This is a genomic window from Phyllobacterium sp. SL163, from assembly GCF_049896885.1.
GTDB lineage: Bacteria > Pseudomonadota > Alphaproteobacteria > Rhizobiales > Rhizobiaceae > Phyllobacterium > Phyllobacterium calauticae.
The window spans coordinates 266,298-283,667 of sequence record NZ_JAFCVE010000007.1; the positions used below are offsets into that span (position 1 = coordinate 266,298).

The window sequence follows — 17,370 nt, forward strand, 5'->3', positions numbered from 1 at the left end:
CGATAGTGTTGCCTCAACGGTGAGAAAAATACACCGAAACAACAGTGAGGCAGGTATTATGAACAACATACAGAGAAAGTCTGGCACGAGCCCGCATGCGACCGTCAATGATACAGCATTGCGGACTCTTTATCTTGAAGCACTTCAGTTGGTCGAACGTCTGCATCGTCGTTTACTTGACGTTGTCAAAGATGAATTCGACCGCAACGGCCGCAGCGACATCAACGCCATCCAGGCATTGCTGCTTTTCAACATCGGCAATGCTGAACTGACCGCCGGTGAACTGCGCAGCCGCGGTTACTATCTCGGTTCGAACGTGTCCTACAATCTGAAGAAACTGGTCGAGCTCGGCTTCATCTCCCACGAGCGTTCCCGCACCGACCGCCGTTCGGTTCGCGTCAGCCTGACGGAGAAGGGCAATGAAGTGGCCGAACTGGTTGCAGGCCTTTACGAGCGTCACGTGGCTTCGATCGAGCATGTCGGCGGCATCAAGGCGGAAGAATTCCAGTCGATGAACAAGGCGTTGCAGCGTCTCGACCGCTTCTGGAACGATACCATCGCCTACCGCATGTAATCCTCGAGACTACTGTCAAACAAAAGCCCGGCTTCGCGTGACTGCGAAGGCGGGCTTTGCTGTGCAGGGCTGTGCCAACGGGCCAAAAGTCATCAATCCGCCATAATGGCGTGGAAAGGCGTTTTGAGTTATTCCATAATTCAGTGAAGCTTAAATAGCGGCCTCCGCACGGGCTGATCGGCGCTCGAACCATCACGATAACGCGATCAGTGCAAAAGTTGCTGTTTATTAAGGGTGTTCCTGATAATTTTGGAAACCATAATCCGTGTTCTGCGTTATGAGGCGACGGGTTGGTTACAGAACTTCCAATTGGGTTGGGCAATACTATGAAGAAACTAGGATCATCAGCGCTTGATCGCCGCACATTCCTCACGGGCGTGGCAACAGCTGGTTTGGCTGCCATTGCATCGTCCGCCTGGGCAGAAGATGCCGCAATCAACGACATCCTTGCTTCTCCACGCCGCGGCAACTGGGACGACCAGTTCGACGCACGCTCCAGCGCCCATGCCAAGGTGGCCAGCTTTCAGCCGATTGCCAGCCCCGAGACAGTGTCCTTCATTCAGGCGGCCATCAACAGCTACAACCAGATCGTTGCCGGTGGCGGCTGGCCGAACGTGCCGGTTACCACCAAACTGCAACTCGGCGTTGTCGATCCTTCCGTTTCCATCCTGCGCAAGCGCCTGATGGTATCGGGCGATCTGTCCGCGAGCGCCGGCATTTCCAATTCGTTCGACACTTACGTCGATGCGGCGGTGAAGCGTTTCCAGACCCGTCACGGCCTTCCCGCTGATGGTGTCATGGGCCAGTTCACCATTGCTGCCATGAACATTCCGGCCAATATCCGGCTCGGCCAGCTGCAGACCAATCTGGAGCGCGTGCGCACGCTCGCCGCTGCCAACCAGGGCGCCCGCTATGTCATGGTCAATATTCCGGCCGCGCAGATCGAGGCCGTCGAGGGTGGCCGCGTCGTGCAGCGCCATACGGCCATTGTCGGCAAGATCGACCGCCAGACGCCGATTCTCGACTCCAAGATCTCCGAAGTCATTCTCAACCCTTACTGGACGGCACCGAAGTCGATCATCCAGAAGGATATTATCCCGCTGATGCGCAAGGACCCGACATACCTCACGCGCAACAAGATCCGCCTGTTCAACGAACAGCGCCAGGAAGTGCCGCCGGAAAGCGTCGACTGGAACACCGACGATGCGGTCAAGCTGATGTTCCGTCAGGACCCGGGCAAGATCAACGCCATGTCCTCGACCAAGATCAACTTCCCCAATCCCTACGCGGTTTACATGCATGACACGCCGCAGCAGGGCAATTTCAACAAGCTGATGCGCTTCGATTCTTCCGGCTGCGTGCGCGTGCAGAATGTGCGCGACCTGAATGTCTGGCTGCTGCGCAACACACCGGGCTGGGACCGCCAGACCATGGATGCGACGATCAAATCCGGCGTCAACACGCCGATTGCCGTTGCCGATCCGGTTCCCCTGCATTTCGTCTATGTCAGCGCCTGGTCGACCGGCGACGGTGTCGTCCAGCTGCGCGACGATATTTACGAGCGCGATGGCCAGCAGGCCCTGTCGATCGGCACCAATACCTGATCGCTGCATCTGCTTGAATTTGCTGATATTGCAAAGACCGCCTCCGGGCGGTCTTTTTGCATTTGAATGGTGGATGGCGGTTTCGGGCTAGTGCTTTTCGCCCACCGGCCATTGGCCTTGATCGTTTAAGTATGATAATGCGCCGGAAATACCTACTCACTTACCGGCAAATGAGGGTCCAGGCACCATGTCGAATGCAAGCGCTTCCGTTGCAGATACATTTTTCAACGCATCACTCGAAGACATCGATCCGGAAATTTTTGGCTCCATCCGCAAGGAACTGGGCCGCCAGCGCCACGAGATCGAGCTGATCGCCTCGGAAAACATCGTTTCGCGTGCCGTGCTTGAGGCACAGGGCTCGATCATGACCAACAAATATGCCGAGGGCTATCCGGGCAAGCGCTATTATGGCGGCTGCCAGTTTGTCGATATCGCAGAAGAACTGGCCATCGAACGCGCCAAAAAACTGTTCAACTGCGAATATGCCAATGTGCAGCCGAATTCCGGCAGCCAGATGAACCAGGCCGTATTCCTGGCGCTGCTGCAGCCGGGTGACACCTTCATGGGCCTCGACCTCAATTCCGGCGGGCACCTGACCCACGGTTCGCCCGTCAACATGTCCGGCAAGTGGTTCAACGTCGTGTCCTACGGCGTGCGCCAGGACGACAACCTGCTCGACATGGCCGAAATCGAACGCCTGGCACATCAGCACAAGCCAAAGCTGATCATTGCCGGCGGCACGGCCTATTCGCGCGTCTGGGATTTCGAGCGTTTCCGCCAGATCGCCGACGCGATCGGCGCCTATCTGATGGTCGACATGGCGCACATCGCCGGTCTCGTGGCTGCCGGTGTGCACCCGTCGCCGCTGCCGCATGCGCACGTCACCACCACCACGACGCACAAATCCCTGCGCGGCCCGCGCGGCGGCATGATCCTGACCAACGACGCTGATATCGCCAAGAAGATCAATTCGGCTGTCTTCCCCGGTCTGCAGGGCGGACCGCTGATGCATGTCATCGCCGCCAAGGCCGTGGCTTTCGGTGAAGCGCTGAAGCCGGAATTCAAGACCTACGGCCAGAATGTCGTGAACAATGCCCGTACCCTGGCAGAATCGCTGAAGAAGAACGGCCTCAACATCGTTTCGGGCGGCACCGACAACCATCTGATGCTGGTGGACCTGCGTCCCAAGAACGCCACCGGCAAGCGTGCGGAAGCTGCGCTTGGCCGCGCCAACATCACCTGCAACAAGAACGGCATCCCGTTCGACCCCGAAAAGCCGTTCGTCACCTCGGGCGTGCGCCTGGGCACACCGGCCGGCACGACGCGCGGTTTCGGCGCGGCCGAATTCACCGAGATCGGCAATCTGATTTCGGAAGTGCTCGATGGCCTGAAGGTCGCCAATTCCGACGAGGGCAATGCAGCGGTGGAAAAGGCCGTGCAGACCAAGGTGGTCGAGCTGACCGGGCGTTTCCCGCTTTACCCCTACCTCGGACAGTAATTCCGGGAGAAATATTGGAAATGGCGGTGCTTGAGCGCCGCCATTTTTGTTTGCGGGTGCGGGAGGAAGTGCGTGGTTCGACAAGCTCACCATGAGGGAGGCGAGTTGGCTTCAAGCTACTCGCAAAGGTTGTAGGGTATGGCTCTCTGCAATCCTCACTCTCCCTCATGGTGAGCTTGTCGAACCACGCAATGTGACTCTGCCATCCGCCAGCCACAAACAGTCACACCAACCGTTTCTTTGACACATCGTTGCGGCCAGGGTGCTTTTATATCGTACCGAAAGCCACTATCTTCCCATAGTGGAACGAATTTGACATCCGCACCCCGTTTGACATCACCCGCAACATGCGGATGTCAAATTCAAAGTTCCACTAGTATCATAGACTTGCTAGTGGTCCTTTGATTCTGACATTTGCCTGAATGGCCTGTATCAAAGGGACGCAAATGTCAGAATCGGACCACTACCGATTTCAGAATCATCTCCGGAAAGCCAAACGATGCGTTGTCCCTACTGCCAGTCTGAGGATACTCAGGTGAAAGATTCCCGCCCCGCCGAAGATGGGGCGGTGATCCGCAGACGGCGCATCTGTACCGTGTGCGGCGGGCGCTTCACCACCTTCGAGCGCGTGCAGTTGCGCGATCTCAGCGTGATCAAGAAGAGCGGCCGCAAGGTGGCTTTCGACCGCGACAAGCTGATGCGTTCGGTTGAAGTGGCGCTGCGCAAGCGGCAGGTCGATCCGGAACGGGTGGAGCGCGCGGTGTCGGGCATCGTCCGCCAGCTCGAAAGCTCCGGCGAACCGGAGGTCAGCTCCGACGAAATCGGCCGGCTGGTCATGGATGCGCTGAAAGGCATCGACGACATCGCCTACATCCGCTTTGCCTCGGTCTACCGCAATTTCCGCGAGGCCAAGGATTTCCACAATGTGATCGACGAAATCACCGCTGGCGATGTTGCGTCCGATCCGGTCGAGGATGAGTGAACCGCATGAACCCATCGGAGCAGAGTGCGCTTGACCGGCGCTACATGGCTGCGGCCATTCGTCTGTCGCGCAGCCATCAGGGGCTGACGGGAACAAACCCGTCCGTCGCGACGCTCATTGTCGACAAGGATGGTGTCATTGCCGGGCGCGGCGTGACCGCCATCGGCGGGCGGCCGCATGCGGAAACACAAGCCCTGGCCGAGGCTGGCGACCGGGCGAGGGGCGCTACGGCCTATGTCACGCTGGAACCCTGCGCCCATCACGGCAAGACGCCGCCCTGTGCCGATGCGCTTGTGACAGCTGGCGTCAGCCGCGTCGTTGCCGCCGCCAATGACCCGGATGACCGGGTGGCGGGCAGGGGCTATGCCATCCTGCGCAATGGCGGCATCGAGGTGGTGACCGGCGTTCTGGCAGCGGAAGCCGCCGATTATCTCGCCGGCTACCTGATTCGATCATCGAAAAAACGCCCGGAAGTGACTCTGAAACTTGCACTTTCCGCCGATGGCTATATCGGCAGGCACGGGACGGGCCAGATCACCATCACCGGGCCGGCCGCGCGGGCGCAGGTACACCTGATGCGGGCTGAATCCGACGCCATTCTCGTGGGGATCGGCACGGCGCTGGCCGATGACCCCATCTTGACCTGCCGCCTGCCGGGGCTGGAAAACCGTTCGCCGGTGCGCGTCGTGCTCGACAGCCGGCTGCGTCTGCCGCTGGACAGCAAGCTGGTGCAATCGGCGGGTAGCGTTCCCCTGTGGATTGCCGCCAGCGCCCAGGCCGATCCGGCCAAGCGCCAGGCGCTGGTCGCGGCGGGCTGCCGAATTCTCGCGACCGAAACCGACTGCGGCGCAACCGCGCTGCCGGAACTGCTCGATGATCTGGCGGCGCAGGGCATCGCCACGCTGATGGTGGAGGGCGGTGCTGCCGTCGCGTCCGCGCTTCTGCAGGACGATCTCGTTGACCGCATTGCGCTTTTTGAAGGCCCGCTGGCAATCGGATCAGACGGCGGTCTTGCAGTACCGGAACTTTCTTCCCATATCGCTCGTGACTTCACACTGTCGCGGGATGACCGCTTCGGTGATGATCGCTATCGCGAATACGTAAGACCCATCTGAGGAACCATGCATGTTTACGGGAATTGTAACGGATATCGGCAAGATAGGTCAGGTCAAGCCGCTCAATGAAGGCGTGCTTCTGCGCGTGGAAACCAATTACGATCCGCAGACGATCGAGATCGGCGCCTCCATCTCCTGTTCAGGCGTGTGCCTGACCGTCGTGACGCTGCCGGAAAAGGGTTCGAATGCCCGCTGGTTCGAGGTGGAAGCCTGGGAAGAGGCTTTGCGCCTGACCAGCATCGCCAACTGGAAGAACGGCACGCGCATCAATCTGGAACGCTCGCTCAAGCTGGGCGACGAGATGGGCGGGCACCTTGTCTCCGGCCATATCGATGCCATGGCCGAGATCGTCAAGCGCGAGGATGAGGGCGATGCCGTCCGCTTCACGCTGCGGGTGCCGGAAGAACTGGCGCGGTTCATCGCGCCGAAAGGCTCCGTGGCGCTCGACGGTACGTCGCTGACGGTCAATGCCGTCAATGGCAATGAATTCGACGTCCTGTTGATCCGCCATTCGCTCGAAGTCACCACCTGGGGTGACCGCAAGGCCGGTGACAAGGTGAATATCGAGATCGATCAGATGGCGAGATACGCTGCACGGCTTGCAGAATATCCGAAATCAGCCTAGGACCACACGCAGAGGCGGAGCATCTTCGCCACCCCCATTGAGTTCTGGAGTTTTCCATGTCCAAAAAAAAGGCGCATGCGCCCCATCTGTTGATCGTGGAAGCGCGATTCTACGACGACCTGTCGGATGCCCTGCTGAACGGCGCCAAGCTGGCGCTCGATGAAGGCAAGGCAACCTATGATGTCGTGACCGTTCCCGGCGCGCTTGAAGTGCCTGCCGCCATTTCCTTTGCCCTGGATGCAGCGGAAGACGGCGGAACGGAGTATGATGGCTTCGTGGCGCTTGGTACGGTCATTCGCGGCGAAACCTATCATTTCGATATCGTTGCCAATGAATCCTGCCGTGCTCTGATGGAGCTTGCCGTGGATGAAAGCATTGCCATCGGCAACGGCATTCTCACCGTCGAGAACGAAGAGCAGGCCTGGGCCCGTGCCCGCCGCGAGGACAAGGACAAGGGTGGTTTTGCAGCGCGCGCTGCCTTGACCATGATTGCCCTCAAGGAAAAACTCGGAGCCTGACCGGATGCCTGCTTCCAAAGATGGGGAAAGTCCCGCTGTAAAGCCCGCCAACAAGCGCGGCGTTGCCCGCCTGGCGGCGGTGCAGGCACTGTACCAGATGGATGTTGCCGGAACCGGCGTGATCGAGGTTGTGGCGGAATATGAAGCGCACCGTCTCGGCAAGGAAGTCGACGGTACGCAGTATCTGGATGCCGATCCGCAATGGTTCCGCGCCATTGTCGCCGGTGTGGTTGCCGAGCAGACATCCCTCGACCCGATGATCCGCCAGGCCCTGACCGAAGACTGGCCGCTGTCGCGGCTCGATTCCACGCTGCGGGCGATCCTGCGCGCCGGTATCTGGGAACTGAAGAACCGTCCCGATGTGCCGACGGCGGTTATCGTTTCGGAATATATCGACATCGCCAAGGCCTTCTACACGGAAGACGAACCCAAACTGGTCAATGCCGTGCTCGACCGTCTCGCCTTCGAATTGCGCGGTGAAAGCCGCGGCGCGAAGAACCCGCGCGGCTGACGTCCATTCATTGAAAGTGGCGGACACACCCCTCTGTGCGTGGTTCGACAAGCTCACCATGAGGGGCGGCGCAGGCTGCAGGGAGCCATATCCTGCACCGCACCTATGGTTGTGTAGCCAACCACATCCTTCATGGTGAGCTTGTCGAACCACGCACCAGCCGGAACACAATGCGCCAAACCTGCTGAATCAGATCGGTTTATCCCAACCCTGAGCCGCCTCAGCGAAAGGCCTTGACCTTTTCGCATCCGCTTCGTTACTCCTAGTACATACGGTCGCGTTTCTGCCGGCCTGGCAGATTTTGCGTGCCGTACCGAACCTGACCTGGGGAGGGGTATTTTTCGGGTCAAAATCTGAGGGAGTGGCATGACTATACTGTTTCTCGTCATCGCCTGCGGTCTGCTGTCTGTCGTTTACGCTTTCTGGGCTACCCAATCGGTGCTCGCAGCGGACCAGGGCAATGCGCGCATGCAAGAAATCGCCGGTGCAATTCGCGAAGGTGCACAGGCCTATCTCACACGTCAGTATACCACGATCGCCATGGTTGGCGTCGTTGTCTTTCTAGCAGTCTGGTACCTCTTGTCTTCCACCGCGGCAGTCGGCTTCATGATCGGTGCCGTCTTGTCGGGGCTTGCCGGTTTCATCGGCATGCATGTTTCCGTCCGTGCCAATGTGCGCACGGCGCAGGCATCGTCCCGCAGTCTCGCCGCCGGTCTCGAGATCGCGTTCAAATCCGGGGCGATCACCGGCATGCTCGTGGCCGGTCTCGCGCTTCTGGGCGTCTCGGTCTATTATTATATCCTGACCGGCCCGATGGGCCATCTGCCTGCGGACCGTGTTGTCATTGACGCGCTTGTCTCCCTCGGGTTCGGTGCGTCGCTTATTTCCATCTTCGCCCGTCTTGGCGGTGGCATCTTCACCAAGGGTGCCGATGTCGGCGGCGATCTCGTCGGCAAGGTCGAAGCCGGAATTCCCGAAGATGACCCGCGCAACCCGGCAACCATTGCCGACAATGTGGGCGACAATGTCGGCGACTGCGCCGGCATGGCCGCCGACCTTTTCGAAACCTATGCGGTGACCATTGTTGCCACGATGGTTCTGGGTGCCATCTTCTTTGCCGCAACGCCCGTCCTGGGCACGGTCATGCTCTATCCGCTCGCCATCTGCGGCGCCTGCATCATCACCTCGATTGCCGGGACATTCTTCGTCAAGCTCGGCGCGAACAACTCGATCATGGGCGCGCTCTACAAGGGCCTCATCGTGACAGGTCTTCTGTCGATTGCCGGTCTTGCCCTTGCCACGTCGATGACTGTCGGCTGGGGCGAGGTGGGAACGGTCGCAGGCAAGTCGATCACCGGCATCAACCTCTTCTATTGCGGCCTAGTCGGGCTCGTGGTGACGGGCTTGATCGTGGTGATCACCGAATATTATACCGGCACCAACAAGCGTCCGGTCAATTCGATTGCCCAGGCGTCGGTGACCGGCCACGGCACCAACGTCATCCAGGGTCTGGCCGTGTCGCTTGAATCGACGGCGCTGCCCGCCCTGGTCATCGTCGGCGGCATCATTTCGACCTACCAGCTTGCCGGGCTGTTCGGCACCGGCATCGCCGTTACCGCCATGCTCGGCATTGCCGGCATGATCGTTGCGCTCGATGCCTTTGGTCCGGTGACGGACAATGCCGGCGGTATCGCGGAAATGGCCGGGCTTGATCCGGACGTGCGCAAGTCCACCGACGCGCTGGATGCCGTCGGCAACACGACGAAAGCCGTGACGAAGGGCTATGCCATCGGTTCGGCCGGTTTGGGCGCGCTGGTGCTGTTTGCCGCCTATTCCAACGACCTGCAGTTCTTCATCAGCGAAGCGAACAAGGATGGTTCGACGGCCTTCTCCTATTTCAAGGGAATAGGCGCCGTATCGTTCGAGCTTTCCAATCCCTACGTTGTCGCCGGTCTGATCTTCGGCGGTCTCATCCCCTATCTCTTCGGCGGTATCGCGATGACGGCCGTTGGCCGGGCAGCAGGGTCCGTGGTGGAAGAGGTGCGCAGGCAGTTCCGTGAAAAGCCGGGCATCATGGCCGGTACGGAGCGTCCGGACTATGCGCGGGCGGTGGATATTCTCACCCGCGCCGCCATCAAGGAAATGGTCGTGCCGTCGCTGCTGCCGGTATTGGCGCCGCTCGTCGTCTATTTCGGCGTGCTGCTGATTTCCGGTTCGAAAGCCTCGGCCTTCGCTGCGCTCGGTGCTTCGCTTCTCGGCGTGATCATCAATGGCATTTTCGTTGCCATTTCGATGACATCCGGCGGCGGGGCCTGGGACAATGCCAAGAAGTCCTTCGAAGACGGTTTTGTCGACAAGGATGGAACGCGGCACCTGAAGGGCTCCGAAGCCCACAAGGCATCCGTGACCGGCGATACGGTCGGCGATCCCTACAAGGACACGGCTGGCCCTGCGGTCAATCCGGCGATCAAGATCACCAACATCGTGGCCTTGCTGCTGCTGGCGGTGCTTGCGCACGGATAAGCGCCCCTCACGCCAAAGAAAAACCCGCGAAATCTGGTTTCGCGGGTTTTTTGTTTTCAGCGCAGGAATTACTGACCGGGAGGTCCGCCTGCGCCAATGGAACCGGGCGCCTTGCCAACGCCTGCCAGCAGCTGGCCGAGGAACGAAAGGTCCTTGCCGCCGGTCGGCGTGGTGCGGGAGATGAAGTCGAAAACCTTGCCGTCCTGCAATCCGTAATTGGAAATGCTGGCGACCTTGCTTTTCTGGTCGAAATAAACCGCAAGAATGCGACGGTCGGTCACCTTCGGCTGCATGAAGGCGACGCTGCGTTTGCGCTTCTGGGAAATGTAATAGAAGACTTCGTTGTCGAACGTTGCCGTCGAAGACGGGCTGCCAAGCGACAGGATGACCTGCTCGCGGCTGGACCCGACTGGAACGAATGCCAGCGCCTTCTCGTCGAGAATATAGCCTTCCGACAATGTTTCAGATGGATTGAGGTTGGCGGTATTACAGCCGGCAAGCCCTACGACAAAAAACAGAGTTCCGGCGAGAAGATATTCCCGGGAACGATCGGCCTTGAAAATCCGCTGCAACAACGACATCTCCATTTCAATAGTGGGGCCACGTCTTTCGCTGCCCGCAGAACTTCGGTAAACCACCTTGAAGTCCGATGCAACCGGCGACTCGTGTTGCGGCCCGACCCAAGTGAAAGCACATATATGATTCTCAATTTATTCAGCCGTAAGGCCAAAGCAAATGAGGCGATTACCACAGCCCTCTACGATGTGATCGTGGCGGCGGCGCGGCAGCCATACCTCTATTCTGACATTGATGTGCCGGATTCGCCGCTCGGACGCTATGAAATGGTATCTTTGCACGTTTTTCTTTTCATGCGCCGGATAAAGGGCAGGACGCCCGCCCTCAAGATGATCGGACAGGAAGTGACGGATGAATTCTTCCGCGACGTGGATCACTCGCTGCGGGAGCTTGGGATCGGCGACTCCGGTATCCCGAAGCGGATGAAAAAGCTGGCGCGCATGTTCTATGGCCGGGTGGAGTCCTATGACAAGGCGCTCCAGACCAATGACCATCCCGCCCTGGCGGCCGCACTGGCCCGCAATGTCCGCCCCGACACCAGCGAATGGACAGGCGCCTCTGCACTGGCCGGATACACCATCCAAGCGGCGTTGTTCCTGGAAAACCAGTCGGATGAAGATATAGCCCGCGGGCAGCTGGCCTTTCCGGACGCCAGCGCCGGTGCAGAAACCCTGCAGAATTAGGAAGGGGAGCAAAATGACAAGAAATATCGATGGCGCACTCAGTTTCCCGATCTCGGTCAAACGGCTTCCGCAGAAGGGACTGACCGTCAAGATCGAAGCGGACGAGCGCGAGCGCATAGCGCTGCGGGACTTTCACGAATTGCAGGATGTGACGTCGTTCAAGGCCGATCTGCAGATTGTTCCCTGGAAGAAGGACGGCATACGCGTGCGCGGCGTGGTGAAGGCCCGGATCGTCCAGTCCTGCGTTGTCACGTCGGATCCTGTCGATGCGGTCGTCAATGCGGAAGTGGATACGCTGTTCGTGCCGGAGAACTCAAAGCTGGCGCGTTTGCCGCTCGATGAGAACGGCGAACTGATCATCAGCGCCGACGGCCCGGATATACCGGAGACATTTTCTGGCGACACGCTGGATGCCGGTGCCATAGCCGAGGAGTTTTTCGAGCTGGCCATTGATCCGTACCCCCGCAAGGAGGGTGTATCGGATGCGCCCATCGAGGTTGTCTTCGGCGATGACGAAACAGCGGAGAAGCCTGTCAGTCCGTTTGCCGGCCTCAAGGACTGGAAACAGAAGCCTTGATTGTGACGATTTCCTAGGGCTGACTATCGAAATACTGCCCTGATGGGCTATAACAACGGAAAATACCCAAAAAGGGGCAGTGTTTTTCACAATGATTCCAGTCCATGTGCCGGAGGTCCGGCAGATTCCGGTTGTACAGCGACGGAAATTGACTATTTTCGCCGAGTCTTTGAGCAATTGATAAACCCAGCAAGCATACTCACTGAACAGGACAATCGAGAGTGATCAGAATTTCCATTGATGCCATGGGCGGTGATTTCGGTCCTGAGATCGTCATTCCCGGTCTGGCAACGGCGCTGGAGCGCCATCCTGATATCCGTTTTGTGATCTTCGGTCGTGAGGAAGAGGTAAGGCCGGTTCTCGACCGTCATCCCACGCTTGCGAGCTCGACATTCCACCACTGCGACGTGTCGGTGCGTATGGACGAAAAACCCAGTCAGGCCCTGCGCAACGGCCGCTGGAAGTCATCCATGTGGCGCTCCATCGAGGCGGTGAAAACAGGCGAGGCGGATGTCTGCGTATCGGCGGGCAATACCGGCGCGCTGATGGCCATGTCGAAATTCTGCCTGCGCACCATGGCCAATGTGGAACGCCCGGCCATTGCCGGCATCTGGCCGACATTGCGCGGTGAGAGTATCGTGCTCGATATCGGCGCGACCATCGGTGCCGACGCGCAGCAGCTGGTCGACTATGCCGTCATGGGCGCCGCCATGGCCCGCTCACTATTCGAGATCGAACGCCCGACGATCGGCCTGCTCAATGTCGGGGTGGAAGAAATCAAGGGACAGGACGACGTCAAGGATGCGGCACGCATTTTGCGTGAGATTCCCTTGCCAAGCCTTGAATATTACGGCTTCGTCGAAGGCGACGACATCGGCAAGGGCGCTGTCGACGTGGTTGTCACCGAAGGGTTTACCGGAAACATCGCGCTGAAGACGGCGGAGGGGACGGCCAAGCAGTTCGCGCAGTATCTGCGCGATGCGATGGGCCGCACATGGATGGCCAAGATCGGCTATCTCTTCGCCAAGGGGGCATTTGATCGCCTGCGCGAGAAAATGGACCCGCGCAAGACCAATGGCGGCGTGTTTCTCGGGCTGAACGGCGTTGTCATCAAGAGCCATGGCGGAACCGATGCGCTGGGCTTCGCTTCGGCAGTTGATGTCGGTTATGACATGGCCCGAAACAAGCTTTTGGAAAAGATTGCCTCGGATCTGAGCCATTTTCACAAAAGCCCGGTCGGGGTCGCTTTTCAGGGCGAGGCCGAAAATGATTCAGAAGCTGAAATAGAACCACAGGCGTAGGAAAAATAAATGATCCGGTCCGTTGTTAGAGGTGTAGGGGCGGCCAAACCGGCGCGCCTGGTCAAGAACGCCGATCTGGAAGGCATTGTCGAAACCAGCGACGAGTGGATCGTGCAGCGGACGGGCATCCGTCAGCGCTATATCGCAGGCGAGGGCGAAACAACCGCATCGCTGGGCGAGGCGGCTGCGCGTGCAGCGCTCGACAATGCCGGCATGACACCGGACGACATCGACCTGATCATTCTGGCGACCTCGACGCCCGACAATACGTTCCCGGCCTCCGCCGTCGACATCCAGGCACGCCTCGGCATGACCCATGGCTTTGCCTTCGACATGCAGGCGGTCTGCTCCGGCTTCGTCTATGCCATCAGCACTGCCGACCTCTACATTCGCGGCGGCATGGCCAAGCGCGTTCTGGTCATCGGTTCAGAGACGTTCTCGCGGCTTCTCGACTGGAATGACCGCACGACCTGCGTCCTGTTCGGCGATGGTGCTGGTGCCGTCGTGCTTGAGGGCAATGAGGGACGCGGCCTGACATCCGATCGCGGCATTCTCACCGCCAACCTGCGGTCCGACGGTTCGCACAAGCAGAAGTTGTATGTGGATGGCGGACCATCCAGCACCCAGACGGTCGGTCATCTGCGCATGGAGGGCCGCGAGGTTTTCAAGCACGCGGTCGGCATGATCACCGACGTCATCGAAGCCTCGTTCTCGGAAGCCGGGATCACCGCCGAGGATGTCGACTGGTTCGTTCCGCACCAGGCCAACAAGCGCATCATCGACGCATCAGCCAAGAAATTGAACCTCGCCGAGGAAAAGGTGGTCATTACGGTTGACCAGCACGGCAATACCTCCGCGGCGTCCGTCCCCCTGGCCCTGGCGACGGCGGTTGCCGACGGGCGGATCAAGCAGGGCGATCTTGTCCTTCTTGAAGCCATGGGCGGGGGCTTTACGTGGGGTGCAGTTCTGCTACGGTGGTGATGGTCCGGTTGGGTCAGCAGTTTGTTTTATCAACTGTTTTACCTGCTTGCCCTATCGGATTTGATCCTATAACTTCCGCTTCCACCTTGATAGTTTTGCAACAAACGAGAGCTTAGAGATCGTATGGGGGGTAAGACCATTACGCGCGCTGATCTGGCCGAAGCAGTCTATCGCAAGGTAGGGCTTTCACGCACGGAGTCAGCTTCACTCGTCGAAACCATTCTCGATGAAGTATGTGATGCCATTGTTCGTGGCGAAACGGTCAAATTGTCATCGTTCGCCACGTTTCAGGTCCGGGACAAGAACGAACGCATCGGCCGCAACCCGAAAACGGGTGAGGAGGTGCCCATTTTGCCTCGCCGGGTCATGACGTTCAAGGCGTCCAATGTGCTCAAACAGCGCATTTTGCGCTCGCATCAGGCACGCAAGAAGAAATCTGCATAGCGGATTTATGCAGGGCGCTTCGGCTCCCTGGGCGAGATTGCTGTGGGGCAATCTCGCGTTGTACTTGAAAACCACTTGATAAACCGCTGAAATGGGCGTCGAATCAGATTTTCTCCTGAAAGGGTGAAAACATGGACAAGAGTCCCGATGCTTTTAGAACCATCAGTGAAGTTGCTGAAGATCTCGATCTTCCCCAGCATGTTCTGCGTTTTTGGGAAACGCGTTTTACCCATATCAAACCGATGAAGCGCGGCGGCGGACGACGATACTATCGCCCGCTCGATGTCGATCTGCTCAAGGGCATCCGCCATCTGCTGTATGATCAGGGCTATACGATCAAGGGCGTGCAGCGGCTTTTGCGAGAGAATGGCGCGCAGTTCATCATCGCGCTCGGCAGCGGCGACACCGCTGCCGCCGAAGCCATCAGCCAGCAGAAGCAGGCGGCCGTTCGCGAGGAGGAAGCACATTCCGCCGAGCAGGAACGCGCCGACGCGGCGGAAGAAGCCGCCATCATGGGATCGCCGAAATCATCGTCCCATGGCCGGCGCCTCTTTGGCCTGATCAAGGGCGACGATGACGGGCCGGTGGCTGCCGACGGCAAGCGGTTGTCAAAAGACAACCGGACCCTGCTGCAGGAAACGCTTTTCGACCTCTTGGAATGCAAGCGCCTGCTGGATCAGGTCCGTTAGGTTCACCGCGCAATTCGCTGCTGATTTGCAGGCTGGAATAGGTTGTTCGTGGTTCGACAAGCTCACCATGAGGGCGGTTGAGGATTGCAGGGAGCCATATGCTGCAACCTATCCGATTGGCCTTGCAATCAAATGAATTCCCTCTTGGTGAGCTTGTCGAACCACGCACCACGCTCCCGCCAATAAAAAACCCAGCTTCCACGGGGAGTGAAAGCTGGGATTTGGGGTTGGCTGTGGGGTACAGCCTAGCTGGTTGGGGGACCAGTATTGTGGAAACGCCGCCATCCGCCAAAAGTTCCAAAATATTTTGAAAAAATTTGGGAACTGATTTAACGGGCCAGCATACCGATGACGATGCCGAGGCCTGCAATGACCATCAGCGTCGACACGGAATTCTGCGTCTGGATACCGCCGATTTTGCGGGCCTGATGGCCGACAGCATGTGCTGCCCGCCGTCCGCCGTCCTTGATGGCGTCAAAGGCCGAGGAATCATCGCCTTCGAGATCATCGAGCAGTTGCACGCCTTTGTCGGCGAGCGACTGCGTCAGCGCCGCCAGATCGCGCTTCAGATCTTCGATTTCACGCTGCAAACGGGCGCGATCCTCATCGTTACGGCTTGGTTCAGCACTGTCCATGGCCATCACCCTTCGTTAGCGTCTTGAAACAAGCCCGATGAGCAGGGCTGCACCCGCCACGATGGCAAGGGTTGCCAGCGGGTTTTCCTTGGCCGCATCGGCGGCATAGCGCACCTGGTTGGAGGCAACGCGTTTCACGTCGTCCAGCTTTTCGCCGCCCATGTCGGCGAGATTGGCCGTGAGTTTCGACACTTCCTTGCGCAAGGCTGCAATCTGCGCCTCGACATCGTCCTGGATATCATCGGTGGTTTTGGAAAATATTGCCATTCTTCATATGCTCCTGTGCATGACAAGCCTATAACGGGCAGGGGCCGCTTCGGTTCCCCCGGTTTTTGTCCTGATGTCAGCGCCCGGAAAAATAATTAATGCACCTGCCGGAAACTTTCCCGGTCAAGCCCTCGTTCTTGTTTGCATTCCCCAGGAAGGGGAGGCAAACGCGGAGCAATACAATGGGTAAATTGACTGCAGGTATTTTCGCCGGATTTTTGGCGGTTACAGCACTGAGCGGAGCAGCATTGGCAAAGGACAACCCGATGGTTGGCGGCGCACCGATGTATGCCAACAAGAATATCATCGAGAATGCGGTCAACTCCAAGGACCACACAACACTTGTCGCCGCGGTCAAGGCGGCCGGTCTTGTCGAAACGCTTCAGGGCAAGGGACCGTTTACGGTATTCGCGCCAACCAACGAAGCTTTCGCCAAGCTGCCAAAAGGCACTGTCGAGACGCTGTTGAAACCAGAAAACAAGGCGACGCTCACCAAGGTTCTCACCTGCCACGTGGTGGCTGCTGACGCCATGTCCATGACGATCAAGAAGATGATCAAGGACGATGGCGGCTCGCACAAGGTGAAGACGGTCGGTGGTTGCATTCTGACCGTCAGCGAAAAGGGCGGCAGAATCTCGATCAAGGATGAGAAGGGCAACGTCGCTCACGTCTCGATCGCTGATGTCAAGCAGTCGAACGGCGTCATTCACGTGATCGACAAGGTTCTCCTGCCAAAATAAGACAGCGGCAAACGCTGCTCCGGCGGACACCCCCGCATGCCCGTTATCGGTGTTCCGATAACGGGCTTTTTATTTCTCCGGTCAAAACCTACTTGGTGTCATGCTTGAAGCGCCGGTGGCTGAATCCGCCTTTGGCCAACCGCAGGATCGAAGAGAGTTTTGTCGGGTCACAGGCAATTTTAGGAATTTGCTTGCTCACCTTTTGCATCGTTTTGGGCGATGCAGGCTGTGCATGGTGCGGCGTGTGAAGAATCGCTTCTCCCATAGTTCATTCGCTCCCTGACGACGTTCCGCTCCCGGCCCATGCCGAAAGCCCAATGCTGTGGTTCGTATACGGATATTCCCGGATCATACGACGGACAGTCGATCCTTGCCTGGATCATTCAATGGAGAGGTCAGTCAACTCTTGCCGTTTACACCCGGTGCGACGGTTTCGCCTGGTACGCCAGCAAGATAATCACAATGACTGCAAGCAAGAAATCAAGATCACGCATATCCGTAACCTCCTGCATTCCAGGGCGGAATAT

Annotated in this window: 20 protein-coding genes; 16 read left to right on the forward strand and 4 right to left on the reverse strand. The window is 58.6% G+C overall.

What is annotated here, in order from left to right; translation table 11 throughout:
* Positions 1 to 58 precede the first annotated feature (58 nt).
* From ldtR to ACP7B1_RS17450, 9 genes are all read left to right on the forward strand, one after another.
* The gene (gene ldtR, locus ACP7B1_RS17410) at positions 59 to 574 is read left to right on the forward strand and encodes a transcriptional regulator LdtR (RefSeq protein WP_105735615.1); all 516 of its coding nucleotides are present in this window, start codon (positions 59 to 61) and stop codon (positions 572 to 574) included.
* Between the two features lie 314 nt (positions 575 to 888).
* The gene (locus ACP7B1_RS17415) at positions 889 to 2,178 is read left to right on the forward strand and encodes a L,D-transpeptidase family protein (protein WP_374042779.1); all 1,290 of its coding nucleotides are present in this window, start codon (positions 889 to 891) and stop codon (positions 2,176 to 2,178) included.
* 187 nt (positions 2,179 to 2,365) lie between these two features.
* Positions 2,366 to 3,676, forward strand: a complete 1,311-nt coding sequence (glyA, locus tag ACP7B1_RS17420) for a serine hydroxymethyltransferase (RefSeq protein WP_403172868.1) — start codon at positions 2,366 to 2,368, stop codon at positions 3,674 to 3,676.
* Between the two features lie 499 nt (positions 3,677 to 4,175).
* Positions 4,176 to 4,658, forward strand: a complete 483-nt coding sequence (gene nrdR / locus ACP7B1_RS17425; protein ID WP_105735609.1) for a transcriptional regulator NrdR — start codon at positions 4,176 to 4,178, stop codon at positions 4,656 to 4,658.
* A 5-nt stretch (positions 4,659 to 4,663) separates the two neighbouring features.
* Positions 4,664 to 5,773, forward strand: a complete 1,110-nt coding sequence (ribD, locus tag ACP7B1_RS17430) for a bifunctional diaminohydroxyphosphoribosylaminopyrimidine deaminase/5-amino-6-(5-phosphoribosylamino)uracil reductase RibD (RefSeq protein ID WP_346306103.1) — start codon at positions 4,664 to 4,666, stop codon at positions 5,771 to 5,773.
* A gap of 10 nt (positions 5,774 to 5,783) precedes the next feature.
* A complete protein-coding gene (locus ACP7B1_RS17435) occupies positions 5,784 to 6,398 on the forward strand; it encodes a riboflavin synthase (protein ID WP_223615720.1) in 615 nt (204 codons plus the stop codon).
* Positions 6,399 to 6,454: 56 nt separating this feature from the next.
* A complete protein-coding gene (gene ribH / locus ACP7B1_RS17440; protein ID WP_091883905.1) occupies positions 6,455 to 6,916 on the forward strand; it encodes a 6,7-dimethyl-8-ribityllumazine synthase in 462 nt (153 codons plus the stop codon).
* Between the two features lie 4 nt (positions 6,917 to 6,920).
* On the forward strand, positions 6,921 to 7,427 hold the full coding sequence (gene nusB, locus ACP7B1_RS17445) for a transcription antitermination factor NusB (protein ID WP_223615721.1): 507 nt from the start codon (positions 6,921 to 6,923) through the stop codon (positions 7,425 to 7,427).
* Positions 7,428 to 7,793: 366 nt separating this feature from the next.
* The gene (locus ACP7B1_RS17450; protein ID WP_346306621.1) at positions 7,794 to 9,950 is read left to right on the forward strand and encodes a sodium-translocating pyrophosphatase; all 2,157 of its coding nucleotides are present in this window, start codon (positions 7,794 to 7,796) and stop codon (positions 9,948 to 9,950) included.
* Between the two features lie 68 nt (positions 9,951 to 10,018).
* Here the strand turns inward: ACP7B1_RS17450 and ACP7B1_RS17455 are convergent, their stop codons facing one another.
* The gene (locus tag ACP7B1_RS17455; protein ID WP_346306623.1) at positions 10,019 to 10,525 is read right to left on the reverse strand and encodes an outer membrane protein assembly factor BamE; all 507 of its coding nucleotides are present in this window, start codon (positions 10,523 to 10,525) and stop codon (positions 10,019 to 10,021) included.
* A 123-nt stretch (positions 10,526 to 10,648) separates the two neighbouring features.
* Between ACP7B1_RS17455 and ACP7B1_RS17460 the strand changes: the two genes are divergently transcribed.
* The 6 genes from ACP7B1_RS17460 to ACP7B1_RS17485 all read left to right on the forward strand — a co-directional run bounded on the left by ACP7B1_RS17460 (position 10,649) and on the right by ACP7B1_RS17485 (position 15,201).
* Positions 10,649 to 11,209 (forward strand): ubiquinol-cytochrome C chaperone family protein, encoded by a 561-nt coding sequence (locus ACP7B1_RS17460; RefSeq protein WP_288193387.1) that lies wholly within the window; start codon positions 10,649 to 10,651, stop codon positions 11,207 to 11,209.
* 13 nt (positions 11,210 to 11,222) lie between these two features.
* The gene (locus ACP7B1_RS17465; protein WP_346306620.1) at positions 11,223 to 11,786 is read left to right on the forward strand and encodes a YceD family protein; all 564 of its coding nucleotides are present in this window, start codon (positions 11,223 to 11,225) and stop codon (positions 11,784 to 11,786) included.
* A gap of 221 nt (positions 11,787 to 12,007) precedes the next feature.
* Positions 12,008 to 13,087 carry a phosphate acyltransferase PlsX gene (plsX, locus tag ACP7B1_RS17470; RefSeq protein ID WP_346306619.1) on the forward strand — a complete coding sequence of 360 codons (1,080 nt, stop codon included), beginning with the start codon at positions 12,008 to 12,010 and terminating at the stop codon, positions 13,085 to 13,087.
* A gap of 9 nt (positions 13,088 to 13,096) precedes the next feature.
* Entirely contained in the window at positions 13,097 to 14,068 is a 972-nt protein-coding gene (locus ACP7B1_RS17475; protein ID WP_105735591.1) for a beta-ketoacyl-ACP synthase III, read from the forward strand.
* A 123-nt stretch (positions 14,069 to 14,191) separates the two neighbouring features.
* Positions 14,192 to 14,512, forward strand: coding sequence for an integration host factor subunit alpha (locus tag ACP7B1_RS17480; RefSeq protein WP_091883889.1), 321 nt, complete (start codon positions 14,192 to 14,194; stop codon positions 14,510 to 14,512).
* Positions 14,513 to 14,643: 131 nt separating this feature from the next.
* Positions 14,644 to 15,201 (forward strand): MerR family transcriptional regulator, encoded by a 558-nt coding sequence (locus ACP7B1_RS17485; RefSeq protein WP_403172928.1) that lies wholly within the window; start codon positions 14,644 to 14,646, stop codon positions 15,199 to 15,201.
* A gap of 329 nt (positions 15,202 to 15,530) precedes the next feature.
* Here ACP7B1_RS17485 and ACP7B1_RS17490 read toward each other — a convergent pair whose 3' ends face one another.
* The gene (locus ACP7B1_RS17490; protein WP_288193316.1) at positions 15,531 to 15,836 is read right to left on the reverse strand and encodes a hypothetical protein; all 306 of its coding nucleotides are present in this window, start codon (positions 15,834 to 15,836) and stop codon (positions 15,531 to 15,533) included.
* Between the two features lie 15 nt (positions 15,837 to 15,851).
* Positions 15,852 to 16,103: a DUF883 C-terminal domain-containing protein gene (locus ACP7B1_RS17495; protein ID WP_346307114.1), complete on the reverse strand. Its 252-nt coding sequence runs from the start codon at positions 16,101 to 16,103 to the stop codon at positions 15,852 to 15,854.
* A 182-nt stretch (positions 16,104 to 16,285) separates the two neighbouring features.
* On the opposite strand from ACP7B1_RS17495, the gene ACP7B1_RS17500 reads away from it, so the two are divergent.
* Positions 16,286 to 16,843 carry a fasciclin domain-containing protein gene (locus tag ACP7B1_RS17500; protein WP_346307113.1) on the forward strand — a complete coding sequence of 186 codons (558 nt, stop codon included), beginning with the start codon at positions 16,286 to 16,288 and terminating at the stop codon, positions 16,841 to 16,843.
* Positions 16,844 to 16,931: 88 nt separating this feature from the next.
* Here ACP7B1_RS17500 and ACP7B1_RS17505 read toward each other — a convergent pair whose 3' ends face one another.
* Entirely contained in the window at positions 16,932 to 17,108 is a 177-nt protein-coding gene (locus tag ACP7B1_RS17505) for a hypothetical protein (RefSeq protein WP_158531326.1), read from the reverse strand.
* Between the last annotated feature and the right edge of the window lie 262 nt (positions 17,109 to 17,370).

Coding starts and splice junctions, on each gene's coding strand:
- ACP7B1_RS17460 (WP_288193387.1), top strand. CDS start 10,649: ATGATTCTCAATTTATTCAGCCGTAAGGCCAAAGCAAATGAGGCGATT.
- ACP7B1_RS17505 (WP_158531326.1), bottom strand. CDS start 17,108: ATGGGAGAAGCGATTCTTCACACGCCGCACCATGCACAGCCTGCATCG.
- nusB (WP_223615721.1), top strand. CDS start 6,921: ATGCCTGCTTCCAAAGATGGGGAAAGTCCCGCTGTAAAGCCCGCCAAC.
- ACP7B1_RS17500 (WP_346307113.1), top strand. CDS start 16,286: ATGGGTAAATTGACTGCAGGTATTTTCGCCGGATTTTTGGCGGTTACA.
- ribD (WP_346306103.1), top strand. CDS start 4,664: ATGAACCCATCGGAGCAGAGTGCGCTTGACCGGCGCTACATGGCTGCG.
- ACP7B1_RS17465 (WP_346306620.1), top strand. CDS start 11,223: ATGACAAGAAATATCGATGGCGCACTCAGTTTCCCGATCTCGGTCAAA.
- ACP7B1_RS17480 (WP_091883889.1), top strand. CDS start 14,192: ATGGGGGGTAAGACCATTACGCGCGCTGATCTGGCCGAAGCAGTCTAT.
- ribH (WP_091883905.1), top strand. CDS start 6,455: ATGTCCAAAAAAAAGGCGCATGCGCCCCATCTGTTGATCGTGGAAGCG.
- glyA (WP_403172868.1), top strand. CDS start 2,366: ATGTCGAATGCAAGCGCTTCCGTTGCAGATACATTTTTCAACGCATCA.
- ACP7B1_RS17450 (WP_346306621.1), top strand. CDS start 7,794: ATGACTATACTGTTTCTCGTCATCGCCTGCGGTCTGCTGTCTGTCGTT.
- ACP7B1_RS17490 (WP_288193316.1), bottom strand. CDS start 15,836: ATGGACAGTGCTGAACCAAGCCGTAACGATGAGGATCGCGCCCGTTTG.
- ACP7B1_RS17475 (WP_105735591.1), top strand. CDS start 13,097: ATGATCCGGTCCGTTGTTAGAGGTGTAGGGGCGGCCAAACCGGCGCGC.
- ACP7B1_RS17495 (WP_346307114.1), bottom strand. CDS start 16,103: ATGGCAATATTTTCCAAAACCACCGATGATATCCAGGACGATGTCGAG.
- ACP7B1_RS17435 (WP_223615720.1), top strand. CDS start 5,784: ATGTTTACGGGAATTGTAACGGATATCGGCAAGATAGGTCAGGTCAAG.
- ldtR (WP_105735615.1), top strand. CDS start 59: ATGAACAACATACAGAGAAAGTCTGGCACGAGCCCGCATGCGACCGTC.
- ACP7B1_RS17485 (WP_403172928.1), top strand. CDS start 14,644: ATGGACAAGAGTCCCGATGCTTTTAGAACCATCAGTGAAGTTGCTGAA.
- nrdR (WP_105735609.1), top strand. CDS start 4,176: ATGCGTTGTCCCTACTGCCAGTCTGAGGATACTCAGGTGAAAGATTCC.